This window comes from Clostridium swellfunianum, assembly GCF_023656515.1.
Classification (GTDB): Bacteria; Bacillota; Clostridia; order Clostridiales; family Clostridiaceae; genus Clostridium_AT; species Clostridium_AT swellfunianum.
In genome coordinates, this window is record NZ_JAMOFV010000006.1 from 3416701 (window position 1) to 3435212 (window position 18512).

Annotated in this window: 17 protein-coding genes; 3 read left to right on the top strand and 14 right to left on the bottom strand. The window is 35.1% G+C overall.

Annotation, left to right across the window (positions count from 1 at the left end; all coding sequences use genetic code 11):
- Positions 1-5: 5 nt before the first annotated feature.
- On the bottom strand, positions 6-2276 hold the full coding sequence (gene helD / locus NBE98_RS16105; protein WP_250816038.1) for an RNA polymerase recycling motor HelD: 2271 nt from the start codon (positions 2274-2276) through the stop codon (positions 6-8).
- A gap of 403 nt (positions 2277-2679) precedes the next feature.
- On the opposite strand from helD, the gene NBE98_RS16110 reads away from it, so the two are divergent.
- Positions 2680-4641 carry a GTP-binding protein gene (locus NBE98_RS16110; protein ID WP_250816039.1) on the top strand — a complete coding sequence of 654 codons (1962 nt, stop codon included), beginning with the start codon at positions 2680-2682 and terminating at the stop codon, positions 4639-4641.
- Positions 4642-4797: 156 nt separating this feature from the next.
- Here the strand turns inward: NBE98_RS16110 and NBE98_RS16115 are convergent, their stop codons facing one another.
- From NBE98_RS16115 to NBE98_RS16125, 3 genes are all read right to left on the bottom strand, one after another.
- A complete protein-coding gene (locus NBE98_RS16115) occupies positions 4798-5529 on the bottom strand; it encodes an amino acid ABC transporter ATP-binding protein (RefSeq protein WP_284703651.1) in 732 nt (243 codons plus the stop codon).
- A 14-nt stretch (positions 5530-5543) separates the two neighbouring features.
- Complete coding sequence (locus tag NBE98_RS16120) at positions 5544-6194, bottom strand: amino acid ABC transporter permease (RefSeq protein ID WP_250816040.1); 651 nt, start codon at positions 6192-6194, stop codon at positions 5544-5546.
- A 64-nt stretch (positions 6195-6258) separates the two neighbouring features.
- On the bottom strand, positions 6259-7113 hold the full coding sequence (locus tag NBE98_RS16125) for a transporter substrate-binding domain-containing protein (RefSeq protein ID WP_250816041.1): 855 nt from the start codon (positions 7111-7113) through the stop codon (positions 6259-6261).
- Positions 7114-7521: 408 nt separating this feature from the next.
- On the opposite strand from NBE98_RS16125, the gene NBE98_RS16130 reads away from it, so the two are divergent.
- Both NBE98_RS16130 and argH read left to right on the top strand, forming a co-directional pair.
- Positions 7522-8724 carry an argininosuccinate synthase gene (locus NBE98_RS16130; RefSeq protein WP_250816042.1) on the top strand — a complete coding sequence of 401 codons (1203 nt, stop codon included), beginning with the start codon at positions 7522-7524 and terminating at the stop codon, positions 8722-8724.
- Between the two features lie 15 nt (positions 8725-8739).
- Positions 8740-10059: an argininosuccinate lyase gene (gene argH, locus NBE98_RS16135; RefSeq protein ID WP_250816043.1), complete on the top strand. Its 1320-nt coding sequence runs from the start codon at positions 8740-8742 to the stop codon at positions 10057-10059.
- A gap of 113 nt (positions 10060-10172) precedes the next feature.
- Here the strand turns inward: argH and NBE98_RS16140 are convergent, their stop codons facing one another.
- The 10 genes from NBE98_RS16140 to NBE98_RS16185 all read right to left on the bottom strand — a co-directional run bounded on the left by NBE98_RS16140 (position 10173) and on the right by NBE98_RS16185 (position 18502).
- Complete coding sequence (locus tag NBE98_RS16140; RefSeq protein ID WP_250816044.1) at positions 10173-10493, bottom strand: nucleoside triphosphate pyrophosphohydrolase family protein; 321 nt, start codon at positions 10491-10493, stop codon at positions 10173-10175.
- A 114-nt stretch (positions 10494-10607) separates the two neighbouring features.
- Entirely contained in the window at positions 10608-11645 is a 1038-nt protein-coding gene (locus NBE98_RS16145; protein ID WP_250816045.1) for a DNA polymerase beta superfamily protein, read from the bottom strand.
- A gap of 135 nt (positions 11646-11780) precedes the next feature.
- Positions 11781-12869 carry a dipeptide epimerase gene (locus tag NBE98_RS16150; RefSeq protein ID WP_250816046.1) on the bottom strand — a complete coding sequence of 363 codons (1089 nt, stop codon included), beginning with the start codon at positions 12867-12869 and terminating at the stop codon, positions 11781-11783.
- A gap of 145 nt (positions 12870-13014) precedes the next feature.
- On the bottom strand, positions 13015-13341 hold the full coding sequence (locus NBE98_RS16155; RefSeq protein ID WP_250816047.1) for a DUF3870 domain-containing protein: 327 nt from the start codon (positions 13339-13341) through the stop codon (positions 13015-13017).
- Positions 13342-13447: 106 nt separating this feature from the next.
- On the bottom strand, positions 13448-14608 hold the full coding sequence (locus NBE98_RS16160; protein ID WP_250816048.1) for a DUF819 family protein: 1161 nt from the start codon (positions 14606-14608) through the stop codon (positions 13448-13450).
- 294 nt (positions 14609-14902) lie between these two features.
- On the bottom strand, positions 14903-15703 hold the full coding sequence (locus NBE98_RS16165) for an RnfABCDGE type electron transport complex subunit B (protein WP_250816049.1): 801 nt from the start codon (positions 15701-15703) through the stop codon (positions 14903-14905).
- 12 nt (positions 15704-15715) lie between these two features.
- Positions 15716-16294 (bottom strand): electron transport complex subunit RsxA, encoded by a 579-nt coding sequence (gene rsxA, locus NBE98_RS16170; RefSeq protein WP_250816050.1) that lies wholly within the window; start codon positions 16292-16294, stop codon positions 15716-15718.
- Positions 16295-16320: 26 nt separating this feature from the next.
- Complete coding sequence (gene rsxE, locus NBE98_RS16175; protein WP_250816051.1) at positions 16321-17004, bottom strand: electron transport complex subunit RsxE; 684 nt, start codon at positions 17002-17004, stop codon at positions 16321-16323.
- Positions 17004-17570 carry an RnfABCDGE type electron transport complex subunit G gene (locus tag NBE98_RS16180; protein ID WP_250816052.1) on the bottom strand — a complete coding sequence of 189 codons (567 nt, stop codon included), beginning with the start codon at positions 17568-17570 and terminating at the stop codon, positions 17004-17006. Before NBE98_RS16180 ends, rsxE begins: the two co-directional genes overlap by 1 nt.
- The gene (locus NBE98_RS16185) at positions 17570-18502 is read right to left on the bottom strand and encodes an RnfABCDGE type electron transport complex subunit D (RefSeq protein ID WP_250816053.1); all 933 of its coding nucleotides are present in this window, start codon (positions 18500-18502) and stop codon (positions 17570-17572) included. The genes NBE98_RS16180 and NBE98_RS16185 overlap by 1 nt, the downstream gene beginning before the upstream one ends.
- Positions 18503-18512: the final 10 nt, after the last annotated feature.

Sequence of the window (18512 nt, forward strand, 5' to 3'; positions counted from 1 at the left end):
TTAAATTATTTAATTGAACTCAAAAGAAGGCTGGGCTCGCCGCAGGAGTAGATATGAAGCCTATGCAGCGGCCTTGTCATAGCTACATATAGAAGCTTCACATCAAGTTCCTCAGTAGAAAACATTTCCTTAGATGCGTTAGCAATAATAACCACATCAAATTCAAGACCTTTGACAAGATAGGCAGGTACAATTACGATCCCACCGCTGTAGTCTTTTTCTTTCCCTGTTATAAGCTTGATTTTAACGTCAAGACCTTTAAGCAGAATTTTTAACTGCTCACATTCATTTAGCGTTTTGCAGATTAATGCCATGGATTTGAAACCCTCATATTGGATTGACTCTAGCTTAAGCTTTATCTCTTCTGATATTTTTTCAAAGGAAGTTTTAACTTCTAGGGTTACCGGAGTGCCATGTCTTATCACTGGTTTTGCAGTAGGGAGCTTAGAGTTATTAAGTCTTTTAATGACGGAATTTGCAGCCTCCATAATTTCAATGGTTGTTCTGTAGCTTTGTTCAAGCGTTAAAAGTGACGTTTCTGAATCATCAAATATAAAATCCTTAACTTCCTCCCAACTATCTATACCCCTATGACAATGAATGCCTTGGCATAGGTCTCCTAAAATCGTAAAGGATGAACTGTTAAGAAGTTTTTTTAGGATAAACAATTGAAATAAACTGAAGTCCTGAGCTTCATCTATAATAATATGTCTAACAGGTAATTTATCATCTAGTCCATAAACAAATTGTTTTATATACATTAATGGAGCTAAATCTTCGATTTCAAGAAGGCCTTCTTGTAAATTATTAATTGTTGATATTCTAGTAAAATCTATTATTTCTAAAGTTGTGTAGCCTTCTGATAAGTCAGTGAATAGTTCTTTATTGCTCAATAGGTTAAGATAATAATCAAAACTGCTAAGAGGTTTCAGATTTGCCATGTAATTTCTTACTACAGTTTTAGAATGGTTTTTTATTTTTTCAATTAGTAGTTCTCTTTTATTTGTGATGTCTGCGATTTTAGATCTTCTTTCAGGACAGTCATGCATTTCATAACGTATATCTTCAAGCTCTCTATCACATTCAAAAGTTATACTTTCAATTATATCTATCTTTTTTCTCTTAAGCGTATTTGTTAAATGTTTTTTTATTTCATCTAGTCTTTTAACGATAGGAAGATTAGAGTATTCCTCAAGGAAAAGACTTTTTAATTCAGAGGCACTTATTATAGTGAAGTTTGATACTTTGAAATCCTCATTTGGTATAAAGCATAATTCTACTTGAAGCATGTATTTTTCAACTACTTCTTTAAAGTGGAGTGAAGATTTAAATTTTGATGTATTTTTGATGAAATTACTGTGTGACGATTTGCTTATTATTTGAGGAAGTTTCTCATGTGCTTCCCTAAGTCTGAATTTATGCCCTATAATTTCTTGAGCAAAATCTTCAAAAGTAGTTTGTTTTACATTTTCAACTCCAAGTTCAGGCAGAACCTCTGATATATAGCTTAAAAAGAATCTATTTGGAGCAATAATCATAAAATTTTGAGGACTAAAGGATTTTTCGTAGTTATATAGAAGATAAGCGATTCTATGAAGTGCTATAGTTGTTTTTCCACCACCTGCGGCACCTTGAACTATAAGGGGCTTCCACATATCGGCTCGTATTACCTTATTCTGTTCTTCTTGTATTGTAGAAACAATATCCTTAAGTCTATTATCCTTACTGGAGTTAAGACAGGCTTGAAGAAAATCATCGTTAGTGGTTATATCAATATCGTATATTTCTTGGAGAGAAGCATTTTCAATAGTGTATTGCCTTTTTAAATGAATTTCACCATTTACATTTCCCTCTGGACAGATATAACTAGCTGAACCTAATCTGCCTTCATAATATAGATTTGCAATTGGAGCTCTCCAGTCAATCACAATTGGCTCGTTGTCAGCGTTTCTTGTTATTGACATCTTGCCGATATAAAGGCTTTGTTTTGTGCTACCAGTTTCAGTGAAGTCAACTCTAGAAAAGTAAGGCTTTGTGCATGCTCTTTCAAGGCTTTTTAATTTCTGCTTCATGTTGTCTTGCAGAACGGTATTTATTATTAGATCATTAAACTGCTCGGCATTGTCTGAGTTATAGTGCTTAATTCCGTAATCAACTTCTCTGTCGATTCTAGCTTTTTCATTGAGGATGTGGGAGTTATAATTTTTAACATACTCCACAGTATACTTTAGCTTTTCAAGTTCTGTGTCATAATCTGGATGATTTAATGCAGACATTAGTTACACCTCACATTCATTTAAGCACCGTACATATCAGCCGCTATATGCACTAGCTATTTAAAATTTTCCTGCTATTTAATTCTAATAAATTGGCAGAAAAAAGAAAAGCTTGTATATTAAGCATTTTTGTTACTTAAATACTGTAAAGACAGAGAATTATATGTAAAAGTTATTTTTCATAATTTTATAAAATATTTCTTGACTGTTTGTAGTTTTTGATGTATGATAAACATGTAAAGTATATAAAAGCAAAAACCAGTGTTATATTTATTTAATTGAATTTTGAATGCGCTAAACCGGGAACCCATCTGGAAACAGATGGGTTTTTAGCGTTTATTTATAGATGCAAGCAGGTTATGATAAAAAATGTTCTGATTTATAACGGGGGGATAAAAAGATTATGAGTAGAAGCATAAGAAATATAGGAATACTTGCTCATGTGGATGCAGGAAAGACTACTGTAACAGAGCAGATTTTATATAAAAGCGGTGTTATTAGAGCTTTAGGAAGTGTAGATAAAGGAACAGCTCATACTGACAGTCTCGAGATTGAGCAGCAGAGAGGAATTTCTGTAAAAGCGGCTGCAGCAAATTTTAGTTGGAAGGATGTAGAGGTTAATATAATTGATACTCCTGGTCATATAGATTTTTCCGCTGAGGTTGAGAGAGCGCTAAGTATTTTAGATGGAGCGGTAGTTGTAATTTCAGCAGTAGAAGGGGTGCAGCCTCAGACAGAGGTCTATTTTAAAGCACTTAAAGCTATGGATATTCCAGTAATTATTTTTATAAATAAGGTGGATAGAATCGGAGCAAATGTTAAGAGTGTTCTTGAAGATATACATAAAAGCCTTTCGAAAGATGCGGAAGCTGTTCAAATTCTTATAGGTGAAGGTGAAAACGAACCTAAAATAATTAATCTACTGGATAAAAAGAGAGAAGAACAAGTATTGAATGGACTTATAGAAGCTGTGGCAGAGAAAGATGAGGAGCTTCTAGAAAAATATTTGGAAGGCGAAAACATAAGCATAGAAAGTCTATGGGATAAGCTGAAAAGTATGACTAAAAGCTGTGATTTTTATCCAGTATTATATGGAGCTGCTATAAAGGGAGTAGGTATAGAGGGACTTTTGGAAGCTTTAATAGAATTTTTACCACCCCCTAAGGAAAATAAACAAGGCAATTTATCTGGGATTGTATTTAAAATCGAGCACAATAAAGCCTTTGGAAAGCTAGCTTATGTAAGACTTTACAGCGGTGAACTTAAGAGTAGAGATTCAATATATAATGCAACCAAGAATATAGAAGAAAAGATAACACAAGTTAAGATGTTCTCAGGGACAAAAGAAGTAGAAACGGGAAGAGCAGAAGCTGGTGATATAGCCAAAGTTTCAGGACTAAGCCGAGCAAGTATTGGGGATATTTTAGGAAATGCTGAGTTAGTTCCTAAGGTTCCTAATATTGCAGTGCCTCTGTTAACGTTGCAAATCAAGGCAAGACAAAAGCATGACTACATGAAGCTAGTTGAGGCTTTGGAAGAACTTCAAGAAGAAGATCCACTTTTACACGTTCAAAGAATAAAGGAAAAGGAAGAAATTCATATTCAAATAATGGGAATGATTCAGCTTGAAATACTTGAAAGTATACTAAGAAGCAGATTTAATCTTGAAGTAAACTTTGGAAAGCCTTCGGTTATATATAAGGAAACACCTTCAAAAAGCGGTTATGGTTTTGCTGCTTATACAATGCCGAAACCTTGCTGGGCTATAGTAAGATTTTATATTGAACCCATGCCTAGAGGGACAGGTTTAATATATGAGTCAAGGGTGAGGACCGAGGATATAAAGGTCAGGTATCAAAGAGAAATAGAAAGACAGCTCCCTTTCACTCTTGAGCAGGGATTATATGGTTGGAATGTAATAGACTTAAAGGTAACCTTAGTTGAGGGTGAAGATCATGTTATGCATAGCAATCCAGGAGATTTTTATATAGCAACAGCCATGGGGATAATGGATGGACTACAAAGTCTTGGAACAACCCTTTTAGAGCCTCTTCTTAAGTTTAGGATAACTGTTCCTGAAGAAGTTGGTGGAAAGGTTTTGGGAGACTTAATAGCAATGAGGGCAACTTTTGACAGTCCTGTAATAATAAATGGAAGCTTTACAGTAGAAGGGGAGATGCCAGCAGCAACATCATTAGATTATCCTGTTCGCCTTGGAATTATATCCAGTGGAAAAGGAATTATAAGCTCACGATTCTCAGGCTACCAGCCAATTCCTCTTGAAATGGGAGCAATAAGAGAAAGAGTAGGAGTTAACCCTCTTGACAGGGCTAAATTTATATTGGCTATGAGGAACGCTTTGTAGAATAAACAGTTAATAATGAATAATTAACAATTATGCTGAAGTGGAGAAGGTAAAGTAAGGGATATAGAAATGTGGCAATGAAGAAGGAAGAAAACCCTAAATGTGGCTTCCTTCCTAAGCTTGTTAATTGCTGATTGTTTATTAAAGGTGAAAACGTCACAGCACTTTCTCAAGAAATGCTTTTGTTCTTTCTTCTTTTGGGTTTGTAAAAATAGTCTCAGGTGTGTCTTGTTCAACTATTTTTCCTCCGTCCATGAAAATAACTCTATTTGCAACTTCTTTTGCAAAGCCCATTTCGTGAGTTACAACAACCATTGTCATGCCTTCATTTGCAAGATCCTTCATTACGTTTAAAACCTCACCCACAAGCTCAGGATCAAGAGCAGAAGTAGGTTCATCAAACAGCATAAGGTCAGGGTTCATTGCAAGGGCTCTTGCTATAGCTACTCTTTGCTTTTGACCACCAGAAAGCTTTGAGGGATAATAATCCATTTTGTCTGAAAGTCCAACCTTTGTTAAGAGTTTTTTAGAACGTTCAAGCACTTCTTCCTTGTTTTCATTTTTTACTGTTAAAGGGGCAATCATAACATTGTCTAAAACAGTTTTATGGGGAAACAAGTTAAAGTTTTGAAATACCATACCCATTTTTAAAATTATATTTCTAAGGCCTTTTTTATTTTTATAATCCAGAAGTTCACCCTCAATTTTTATGCTTCCTGCATTAATTTCCTCAAGGTGGTTTAAACATCTTAGGAAGGTACTTTTGCCAGAGCCTGAAGGGCCTATAATAACTAAAACCTCACCTTTTTTTACATTTACATTTATATTTTCAAATACTACAAGATTATCAAATTTTTTAGTTACATTGATAGCTTCTATCATGTGCATTTTTGACGTCCCTCCTAAGCGTAAACTGATAGTTTCTTTTCAAGAAAAGAAAAAGCACTTGTAAAAATTGTTGTCATCAAAAGGTATAAGAATGCTGCGGCCAAAAGCATTTCAGTATATTTGAAGGTTGTAGAAGCAATTTGATTTGCGCTTCTCATAAGCTCGGACATAGCTATTGCAGACACAAGAGAAGTATCTTTAAGCATGGTTATAAATTCATTTCCCACAGAAGGAATAATATTTCTAAGGGTTTGAGGTAATATTATCTTTGTCATAGTCTGAAAATAAGTAAAACCAAGTGCCTTTGAAGCTTCGAACTGTCCCTTATCTACAGAAATAATTCCTCCGCGAATTATTTCTCCCATATAAGCACCGCAGTTTAGACTTAGACCGAGCACTGCGGCTGTAAAGGGAGTTAGAGTAATCCCCATCATCGGGAGAGCGTTATAAAAGAAAAATAACTGCAGCAGCATAGGAGTTCCTCTAAATATCCATGTGTACAAGGTAGAAAATGAAGATATAAATATATTGTTTGTTATCTTAAAGAGTGCCATTATTATTCCGAGCAGTGTTCCTAATATTAATGTTATGACTGTAAGTTTGATTGTCATGATGCTGCCTTCTAGCAAATAAGGCATTGAATTTAATACAAAATTCATATCCAAGTTTGTTATCCCCCTTTTATGCTATATCCTTGTATAATTTCATACAAGGATATATTAATGTAAGTTATTTCTTATATATATCTGTCTTAAACCACTTTAAAGATATCTTTGAAAGGGTTCCATCAGCTTTTAAGTCGTCAATTGCCTTTTGCACTACATCTGTTAAGTCTTTATCTTCTTTTCTAAATCCAATTCCAAAAGGCTCATCGTTTAACTTACCGGCAACTAAATATTTACTAGCATCTAGTCCAACATAATATCTTCCAACTTGGTCATCTGCTACTACTGCTTCAATTCTTCCGGAGGTTAAATCCAGAAGGGCTTGAGGTATTTTATCATATTTCTTTATCTCTTTTGTGCCGCTTATTACTGACACAGCATTATCACCGGTTGAGCCTAGTTGAACTCCTACTATCTTTCCTTTTAAATCATCAGAGGTTTTAATAGAGGTATTATCCTTCTTAGTAATTATAATTGGGCCGCCCATAATATATGGTTCGCTAAAGCCTATCTCAAGCTTTCTCTTATCAGTAATGCTTAAAGATGATAATATAGCATCAAACTTCTTTGCTGATAGCGAAGGTAAAATTCCATCCCAAACAGTAGGTACCCATTCTGATTTTATTCCTAGCTTTTTAGCAATAGCATTACCAAAATCAATGTCAAAACCAACCAAGGTATTTTTTTCATCTCTGTACTCCATTGGAGGATAGGCATCATCTACGCCAAAGGATATTTTTCCAGCTGTCTTAGTTTTTTCGGGAAGTGCTGAGGCTAGAGTATCATTTTTCTTTACTGAAGCAATAACATCCTCTGCTGCGACCTTAGTGTTTACAGTAGTAGTTGTCTTTTGGTCACAACCTGTCATTACAGAAGCAGCAACTATAGCAGTAAGAGTTAATAATAAGATTTTTTTCATGTTTAACACCCTTTCAATTGTATAATTATTTATAAATTAATTATAATTATACATAAAATATTTCGGTCGTGCAATAGGTTACATTAAGAAAATTTCATGTTTTTTGTGGAATAAAAAAGTAAAAGGGGATTGAATATATATAAGTGTTAATGTATAATAATAAACATACTCGGTAATAAAAAATAATATGCATAGGTAAATCACTGATATTAAAGGGCTATGGTGAGGTGTACCAATATTTATTAAATAAGAAGAAATTTTATGTGTATAAAAATGCAATAAAAAGCCTTATGTTAAAGTATGGGTATCATACAAGCTTCAATCATGTTAATAAATTCACATATATATATTCATATTTTAATAGTGTATATATATGCACAATAATAATTAAAAGGAGAGATTACTATTATGAAGGAAAAAATTGTTTTAGCATACTCTGGAGGTTTAGATACGTCTATCATAGTACCATGGTTAAAGGAAAATTATGATTTTGAAGTTATTGCTGCTTGTATGGATGTTGGACAGGGAGATGATATGAAGGAAATAGAAGCTAAGGCTATAAACTCAGGGGCAGCTAAGGTGTATATAGCTGATTTAAAAGAAGAGTTTGTAACGGAGTATCTTTTTAAGGCTATCAAAGCTGAGGTTTTATATGAAGGTAAATATCTTCTGGGTACTTCTTTGGCGAGACCATCAATGGCTAAAAAGCTTGTGGAAATAGCTCATATGGAAGGAGCAAAATATATTTGCCACGGATGTACAGGAAAAGGAAATGACCAAGTAAGATTTGAGGTTGGTATAGCTTCCTTTGATCCGGAAATTAAGATAATTGCGCCTTGGAGAATTTGGGATATAAAGTCAAGGGAGGAAGCCATTGATTATGCCGAGGCTAGAAATATAAAGCTTACTGTAAGTAAAGAAAAGATATACTCAAGAGATAAAAACTTATGGCACCTAAGCCATGAGGGGGGAGATTTGGAGCATCTTTCAAATGAACATAAGAGAAACATGTACCAGATGGTAACTCCTCCAGAACTTGCAAAGGATGAGCCTTCCTATGTTGAAATATATTTTGAGAAAGGTGTTCCAGTAAAATTAAATGGACAGAAAATTTCTCCTGTTAAATTAATTGAAACTTTGAATGAAATAGGTGGAGAAAACGGAATAGGAGTTATCGATATTTTAGAAAACCGTCTTGTTGGAATGAAATCAAGAGGGGTATATGAAACTCCTGCAGGAACTGTATTATATGCAGCACACAGAGAACTTGAATATGCTACTGTTGAAAAGGAAACCCTACACTATAAGCGTTTGCTAGCAGAAAAATATGGAGAGCTTATATATAACGGCTTATGGTTTACAACGTTGAGAGAAGCCATGGATGCCTTTATTGAAATTACCCAGAAGAATGTGACTGGTTCTGTTAAGTTAAAGCTTTATAAGGGAAATATTATGGTTGCAGGAGTTGAAAGCGCCTATGCATTATATGATGAAGGTATATCCTCCTTTGGTACCAGTGAATTATACAATCAAAAGGATTCTGCAGGCTTTATTAATCTGTTTGCTCTTCCGTATAAGATTCAGGCAATGGTTGATAAGAAAAATAGATAAAGGCGGTTTTTACAGATGAAGCTATGGGGCGGAAGGTTTAAAGAAGATGAAAGTAAGCTTATGGAGGACTTTAACAGTTCGCTAAATTTTGATAAAAGGTTATATAAGGAAGATATTATTGGCAGCAAGGCACATGTAAAGATGCTTGCAAAGTGTGACATTGTTACTTTTGCAGAAAGTGAGCTTATTCTTGCTGGCTTAGATATCATTCTGACAAAGATAGAACAAGGAAAGCTTGAAATCAATGGTGACTATGAGGATATACACAGCTTTGTGGAAACTAACCTTATTTTAGAAATTGGTGATGTTGGAAAAAAGCTTCATACAGCAAGAAGCAGGAATGATCAGGTAGCGGTGGATATGAAGCTTTATACAAAGTCTAAAGCTATCGAGATAATAGACTATATAGATGAGCTGCAGGGAGTGATATCGAGGCTTGCTGAAGAAAACAATGTGCTTATGCCAGGCTATACGCATCTTCAGCGGGCACAGGTAGTTACCTTTAAGTATCATATTATGGCTTATCACAGCATGCTTGGAAGGGATAAGAAGAGGATTATTAATGCGGTAGACTTGCTAGATGAAAGTCCTCTTGGTTGCTGTGCACTTGCAGGTACCACATATAATACAGATAGAGACTTTACAGCTAAAGAGCTTGGCTTTAAGAAGCCTGTAGATAATTTTTTGGATGGGGTAAGTGACAGGGACTACTTAATAGAACTCTCCTCCTGTTTTTCACTTATAATGATGCATTTAAGCAGGTTAAGTGAAGAACTAATATTATGGAGCAGTAAGGAATTCGATTTTATAACAATAGGTGATGAGTTTTCTACAGGCAGCAGCATCATGCCGCAAAAGAAAAATCCTGATGCTGCGGAGCTTATAAGAGGGAAGTCTGGAAGGGTATATGGCTCTCTCATAGGATTACTTACAACAATGAAGGGTTTACCTTTAGCTTATAATAAGGATATGCAGGAGGATAAGGAACAGTTTTTTGATGCGCTTGATACTGTAATGAGCTGCATAAAGGTTATGTCTGGAATGCTTTCTACCTTAAAGATTAAAGCTGAAAACATGAAGAATGCAGTAAAAAAAGGATTTTTAAATGCTACAGAGGTTGCTGATTATCTTGTTAGTAAGGGCCAAGCTTTTAGAGATGCTCATGGAGTAGTAGGTTCAATAGTTTTATACTGTGAGGAAAATAATACTGTAATTGAGGATTTAACTCTAGATCAACTGAACATGTTCAGTCCTTTATTTAGGGCGGATGTGTATTCTTTTATAAATTATAAGAATACTCTTCAGCGTGGGATAAAGAAGGAAATCAGTGATTAACAATTATAGGAAGTAATAGCTGTTTTGATTTTCAAAACAGCTATTATTTCGAAAAGGAGAAGCAAATTAATTATTCTATTCTTCGCTAACAAAGTCTGCCAGAGTCAAGGATGTTAGCGATTCTTGCTTCTCTCAACATCCCAACCTTCTGGATATCTCTTTTTTAACTTTTCTATATTCATTTCTGCTATTTTCTCTAAATCATATCCTATAAGCTCAGCAGTGCAAGCTAGATACCAAAGCACATCTCCTAGTTCTTCAGCTACTTTGTCTTTATCTAACTGGTGATGATGAAATACTACTTTCTTAAGGTAGTCAGTAACCTCTCCAGCCTCTCCAGAAATGCCCATAGCTCCCCAACAGAGGCTTTCATTGTTTAATTCTAGTGAACCAGCTGTTCTTTTCATATTTTCTGTATATTCTTTAAAGTTCATAGGTACCTCCAAACTAAAACTTTGATTATAGGAATAATTCTATAATAATACTTAGGTTTTGCCAATAAAATAATAGGGCATAATCTGAAATAAACTCTGTATTTGTATATGCTTTTATAATTTTGTAATCTGGTCTTTCTTAGCTACTTTTGATATAACTTTTTTATTTATTTCCATTATAAGATCTTTGACTTTATGGGTATTTGGAGCATCTGGAAGAATTGTGTTTTCAGCAGCATGTTTAAATTCAACATCAAATTCATCCACAAGGCTGAAAATTTCTTCATAGCTATACTTGCCATTTCTTATATCTAGAAGAAGAGGCAGTTCTTTTTCTCTGTAGGTATGAACACCTTTGCCTGATAGTATTTCTGTGCCCATGATTAAAAGCCTGATTAGATGCATGGCATGCTTATTTAAGTGAAGTTCATCCTTCTTGCTGTTTCTATGGTTAAGTTTATCATAGTCTCTTATAACGTTGTTCATTTCAGAGTAGATATTTTTAAAATCTCTTAAAGGGTAATGTTTTAGGTTAACATCCATAAATATTTCTTCGTCAAAGTTTTCTTTCTCTGAAGCATCCAAATAAAGCTTAAGAACACCTTCGGTTAGCTCTTTAAATCTGTCAGGAAGAGTTAAAAGCTGCTTTTCTATGCTGCTTAGTATATGGTGCTCTTTTTCCTTTTGAGGATAGCTGTCCCTGGCTAAGGCATTTTGAAGCCGTCTAAGCTGAGCAATGGCATAACCACCAAAGCTAGCTGCAGCTCTTTTAGATAAAAATAAATCCACGTTATCTCTTAATAAATGTCCCTCTTCAGTGCAAATAAAAAGCTGCTCTGGCTGTGTTCCTAAAATTTCTATTGTGTTTGGGTTGCAATTTAAAAGAAGATTAGTAATTTGCTTTAAGAAATAAACAACCGTATCTGTAGTTCTATCTTCAAATGGCTTATCGTTATAGTCCATCGTTAGTATTTCGTCAGCAGAGTTTACAGCTATGCCTCTTATATCAAGGTCGCTTGCTGGCGTAGCTGTACCATAAGCATGCGATCCGCCTACTGTTAGAAGAATTATGTTATCGCCTAAGTTTTTGTGAGAATATAAAAAGTTATATTCTTTACTTTTTAACTTCTTAAAAATTTGTTCAGGTTTCATCATTGCACCTCAATAAGAATTTTTATGTGTTTAAAGATCTATTGGTTCATATACTATTTTATCATATATAATCCAATTAATAATAAAAGGTTGTATTCATAGCTCTATTTCAAAGCTATGAATGCAACCTTTTAGCTACTTGTATATTACACCGTGAATATCTTTAAATCCAAAACCAGGATCATTGTTTAGTGTTATTTTATATTCATTGAATACAGCGCCGCCCACTACAGGGTCTTCGCTGCAAAGTACAGGACCATCTAAATCGATCTTAGTTATGATACTCTTTGCAGCAGCTAAATGTACAGCAGCAGTTACGGAAACCTTAGCTTCAAGCATACAGCCTATCATACATTCAACTCCATAAACCTCAGCGGCAGAGCAAATTTTAAGAGCATTATGAATTCCGCCAGTTTTCATTAGTTTTATATTAACTAGATCAGCAGCTCTCATCTGCATAATCTTTATTGCATCCATTGGGGAAAATACGCTTTCGTCTGCAAGTACAGGTATAGATACGTTATCAGATACAAGCTTTAAGCCTTCGAAATCATGAGCTATAACAGGTTGTTCAACAAATTCAATATCAAGCCCTGCGTCTTCCATCTTTCTCAAAGTATTTACAGCTTCTTTTGGTTTCCAGCCTTGATTTGCATCAATTCTAAGTTTAATATCGTAGCCTACAGCCTTTCTTATAGCCTTCATTCTTTCAAGGTCTGTAGATGCATCTTTTCCAACCTTGATTTTTAAAGTGTTATAACCAAGAGAAACAGCTTCTATTGAATCTTTAGCCATTTGTTCTGGATCATTAACGCTTATGGTTATATCAGTAATTATTTCTTTTCTGTAGCCGCCAAGGAGCTTATAAACAGGCGCATTATATAACTGTCCATATAAATCATATAAAGCAATATCTATAGCAGCCTTTGCGCTTGTATTTTTAACAAGTGAGGAATCCAATTTAAGCATTATCTCTTCGAAATTTTCTACATCCATACCGATAAGATGCTTTCTAATATGATCTCCAATAGCACCTATTATCGCTCCAGTAGTATCGCCTGTAATAACCCCTGTAGGTGGAGCTTCGCCATAACCTACAGCACCACAGTCGGTGGTAATTTTAACTATTACATCTTCGACACTGGTTACAGTTCTTAATGCTGTTTTAAAAGGTTTTTTAAGAGGCACAGAGATACGTCCTAATTTAATGTCTGTGATTTTCATTTTCCCATCTCCATTTTAATTATTTATATACATAATTTTACATTAAAGTAATACAAAAAATCCAGTAAAAACCTATGTATTTAGTTTTTACTGGATTTTATTCAGACTAGTTGCCAAGGTAGTTAGCACTTTTTGAATAAAGCAGTTAAAAATACTTTTCCTTAACTTCAATATATTTTTTTACAGCATCCTTATAAGCAACTATGATTGCTTTTTGAGAAGAGCCATGATACCTTCTTTTAATTTCTCTTTCCAAATTATCATCATATTCAGCCAGGCTTTTGTCTATAAATAAGCATTTTATAAATTCCTCTGTGGTTCTAATAGTAGAGGAACAGCTTGTATCAATGATTTTTCCTGTAGTTCCTTCAGCAACGAAGCCAATATAGAAGGAGTGAAATCTGTGAGTTATAGCATTTTCAGTGGTGGTTTTTGAGTTACCTACGATATAAACAGTTTCTTTGCTGTACATAAAAACCTCCTATAATACTGCACAATAAACTTGCTTTACTTTTCTAATATTTATTAATATTATACAATATTTTTCCTACAGGATAAATGTTAACTTATTGGCCCTGCTAGAGAATAGATAATATTTTACCTACTAATAGTCCTCCGCCAGTACCAACTATATAGCCCATTAGAGCCATTAAGACCCCAATTGGTACTAAAGCTTCACTGTAAGCAGCAGCAAGTATTGGAGCTGATGCTATACCACCAATGTTTGCAAGACTTGCAACACCACAAGTGAATAAATCAAGTTTAAATATTTTAGCTGCAAGAACTGATAATAGAGCATGTATGCCTAAAATTACAAAACCTGCAATTATGTAAATTGGTGCCTTGGTAAGTTCTGTAAAGTTAGCTCTTGAAGCAATAAGAGCTACTATAGTATAAAGCATTACGTTTGATAGTGCGGTTGATCCAGGTATTTTAGCGACTGGAGTCATTGCAAATATAATCCCTAGCGCTGTAACTATAAGTATTGACCAAGTTTGTCCTTGGAAGAAGGTTGATTGAGGTAAAAACGGTGCTAAATACATTGAAACAGCAGAAACAAGAAGGCTTAAGCCGAGTAAAACTATTATATCTACAAATTCAATTTCTTTTCTTGTTTTCCCTTCTTCTTTTGAAAGCTGTGCACCGAGTTCATCTATTAATTTTGTATTGGACTTTGTCCATTTATTGAACTTAGGAGAGAAGGAAACTGCCCAAAGTAGGAACATAACCCATATTGAATAATTTATTGAATCCATAAGAAGTGTATATCCAAGCTTAGCATCTGGTATATTTAGTGCTCCTTGAACAGCTACCATATTTCCAGTTCCACCTATCCAACTGCCGCAAAGAGCTGCAAAAGCCTTCCAAGTATCAGCTTCAAAGAAGCCTTTAAAGAGCATATAGGTAACTATAAAACCTATCATTATGCTTATTGTAGCAGAGAAGAAACCAATAAGCATCTTTGGCCCAAGCTTTAATATTTTTCTTAAGTCACATCTTAAGAGCATTAAAAATATCATTGCAGGAAGAAGGTTATCCTTTAATGCTTTATAAGCGCTTGTAATTTCTTTTGTGTTTTGCCAAAAACCAACAGTTGAAAGAAGCATTGCTGTAAAATAAATAAGAACAATTGCAGGTAAGTAGTTAAAAAGCTTTAGTTTTGATTTTTTTTCAGCAAGCACTAACATGCTGGCAAAGAAAATTAAAAACGCTACATAAGTAAATCCCTTTGTTATCATATGAATTCCCCCTAAAGTTTTATTATTTTCTGCGATAAAGTTATAAGTTTTAAGCTATACACCTCCTTATATAAAATTAAACAAAAAAAGCCCAATAAATGAAAAACTTCATTTACTGGACTTTGCTTACGATGATATTTTGTAATACCTGAATAAACAAAACAGCAAGTTATTAATAGATTAGGTTTTATGTAATATTATTATATTATAAAAATTAAACGGTTTCAATATTTAAATTTATAATAATTAAAAAAGGTATGCTTAATCGCATACCTTTTTGATTAGTAGTTTTTATTAAAATAAATCTGCAATTGCTTTAGTAGGACATTTAGCTACACAAACCTTGCACTGAGTACACTTGCTGTAATCTATAACAGGAAGGTCATTAACCATAGTAATTGCGCCCTCCGGACAATTTTTAGCACAGATTGTGCAACCTATGCAGCCAGCAGAACAGTTATCCTTAACAACTTTTCCTTTTTCATGGGAGTTACAAGCTATTCTAACTCCATTTGCTGCAGGAAGAAGTTCTATAACGTTCTTAGGACAAATTTGAACGCAGGCACTGCAGCCAGTGCATGTATTTTCATTTATAACTGCTATACCATCTTGTATTCTAATGCTATCGAATTGACAAGCGGTTACGCAGCTTCCTAATCCTAAACATCCGAAGCTACAAGCCTTGGCTCCACCTCCAGGAGCAACAACTGCTTGACGGCAGTCTTGAATTCCATAATACTTATATTTATCTTTAGCAGAGCTGCAGGTTCCTTTACATTTAACGTAAGCAACTGCTTTTTCTGCTGTATCAACTGAAATTCCTAAGGCTTCTCCGATTTTAGCCGCAGCAGCTTCACCACCAGGTGTACACTTGTTTGCTGGAGCAGTGCCATCAACAACTGCCTGTGCATAAGCATCGCAGCCAGCAAAACCACAGCCTCCGCAGTTTGCTCCAGGAAGACATTCTCTAACAAGAGAAACTCTTTCGTCTACCTCAACAGCAAACTTGTTTGAGGCATAGCCAAGAAGAACTCCGAAAGTAGCACCTAGTCCACCTAAACTGACAATAGGGAAAAGTATATCATTAACCGCCATATTGGACCCCCCTTAACGTATTAGGCCTTGGAAGCCTAAGAATGCTATTGACATAAGTCCAGCTGTAACTAGAGTTATTGGAAGGCCTTGAAGTGCAAGAGGCATCTTATCATTTGCTTCCATTCTTTCTCTTATTCCTGCAAGAAGAACGATAGCAAGGAAGTAGCCTAAAGCTGCACTTATACCATTTACCATGGACTCTAATAGATTATAGCCAGATGTCATGTTTAATACTGCAACTGCAAGAACAGCACAGTTTGTTGTTATAAGTGGTAAATATATACCTAAGGCTTTATAAAGACCTGGAAAGTTCTTTTTAATAACCATTTCTACAAACTGAACCAAGGTTGCGATAACAAGTATGAAAGCTAAAGTATATAAATACTCGATGTGAAGAGGTACTAAAATAAATGAGTAAACTATATAAGATATAAATGAAGCTAATGCCATAACGAATGTAACCGCAAGTCCCATTCCTGTAGCTGTTTCAACCTTTTTAGAAACTCCTAGGAAGGAGCAGATGCCAAGGAATCTGGACATAACAAAGTTGTTAATCAATAAACCGCTTAAGAATATAGCAAAAATAGTCATTGCATATCCACCTTTCTTTAATTAGATTATTTGTCCAGCTTAACAGCCTGGCCGCAGGTTGCAGCATGAGCACAGTGGCTGCAGTCATAGTTAGCTAATCTTGAATTTGCTTGCTTTGTTTTCGATATTTCAACCGCATTCATTATTGCCATTATTATTCCAAGAGCGAAGAATGCACCAGGAGCAAGTATCATAATTAAGGCCGGCTTATAGGAAGCAGGAAGCACATGGAATCCAAATAATGTTCCGGCTCCTAAAATTTCTCTTACGGTTCCAAGAAGAACTAAAGCCATTGTGAAACCAAGCCCCATTCCAACACCATCCCAAAGTGAAGCCATTACGTTATTCTTTGAAGCATAAGCTTCAGCTCTGCCAAGTATAACGCAGTTAACAACTATAAGGGGGATGAATAAGCCAAGGGCCTGATAAAGTGCTGGTACAAAACCCTTCATTAAGAATTCAAGCAAGGTAACAAATGCAGCTATAACAACTATAAACGCTGGTATACGGATTTTATCCGGGATAAACTTTCTAAGCGCTGAAATAACAATATTTGAACCAACAAGAACAGCAGTGGTTGCGAGTCCCATACCAATACCATTTGTAGCACTTGTAGTAACAGCCAGAGTAGGGCACATAGCTATAACTTGTACAAATATGGTATTTTCTTTAAACATACCATTTTTCAGTCTTTCTATTATAACACTCATTATTTAGCATCCCCCTTTAGCTTAGAATTGTAGAATTGTACAGCTTCATTAACTCCATTTGTAACTGCCTTGGAAGTTATTGTTGCTCCAGTAATTGCTTCAATTTCATTGTCAGCTGATGGAGCTTTTTTAACAACTGTAAGTTCTTTTGCTATTGGTTTTCCCTTAAACTGTCCTGAAAACTTAGGTTGTGGGGCATTAGCACCAAGTCCTGGAGTTTCAGAATGTGAAAGAATTTTGATTCCTTCAACCTTTCCTTCAGTAGAAATACCAACCATAAGTTCAACAGCACCGCCATAACCCTTTGGAGCTACTTTTATAGCATATCCTGAAGTTTTGCCAGAAGCTAAGCCTTCATTAACTTCTTTGATAATTCCCTCAACAGCAGTCTCTTTAACTTTAAATTCATCTGCTTTTGGAAGTATTTCCTTCATAGCAGTCGCTTTGGTCATTTGTTCTTGCTTAGCTATAGGTTCCAGTGTTACTGAATGAGCAGCTCCAAGAAGAAGACCGGCTATAGCAGTTATAATTAGAAGAATTACTCCAAGTCTAATATTTTCCTTCATTATTTACCACCTCCGAATGCACGAGGTCTTGTGTATTTATCTATTAATGGAACGAATAAGTTCATGAATAATATGGAGTAGGATACTCCTTCTGGATATCCACCATATATACGAATAACAGAAGTCATAATTCCGCAGCCAATTGCAAAAATTATTTGTCCCTTTCTAGTTATAGGCGAGGTAGTGTAGTCTGTTGCCATAAAGAAGGCTCCAAGCATAAGTCCTCCAGCCATTAACTCATAAAGGGCGTTTCCTGACATAAAACCATGTCTTCCAAGTATAAAGGTTAAAACATAAACTGTTCCAATATATACAACAGGTATGTGCCAGCTGATAACTCTTTTGTAAATAAGATATGCTCCCCCTAGTATAAGAGCTAACACAGAAGTTTCACCGATACATCCTCCGATATTTCCTAAGAACAAATCTATCGGTGCTGGAAGAGCGCCAGTGCCTTCCTTTAGTACTCCAAGAGCAGTTGCTGCAGACACGCCATCAACAGTCCAAGTAGTCATTTGAACCGGCCAGGAAGCAAGTAAGAATGCTCTACCCGCAAGTGCTGGGTTCATTATATTTTGTCCAACTCCACCGAAGAACTGCTTTACAATGATTATTGCAAACGCACTTCCTATAACAGGAATCCAAAGTGGAACTGATGCTGGAAGGTTAAATGCTAAAAGCAAGCCAGTAACAGCAGCACTTAAGTCAAAAACAGTAATTTTTTGTTTAGTCAGCTTTTGCCAAAGGTATTCAAAGCCAACGCAGGATAATACAGAAACAAGTATAACTAAAAGTGCTTTAACTTTAAAGAAGTATATTCCAGCAAAAGTAGCTGGGAGTAATGCGATTAAAACATCTCTCATCACAGTTTGAACTGTAGATTTTTCACGAATATGAGGCGATGAGGATACCGTATACATCATTTCAGCCATATTAAAAACC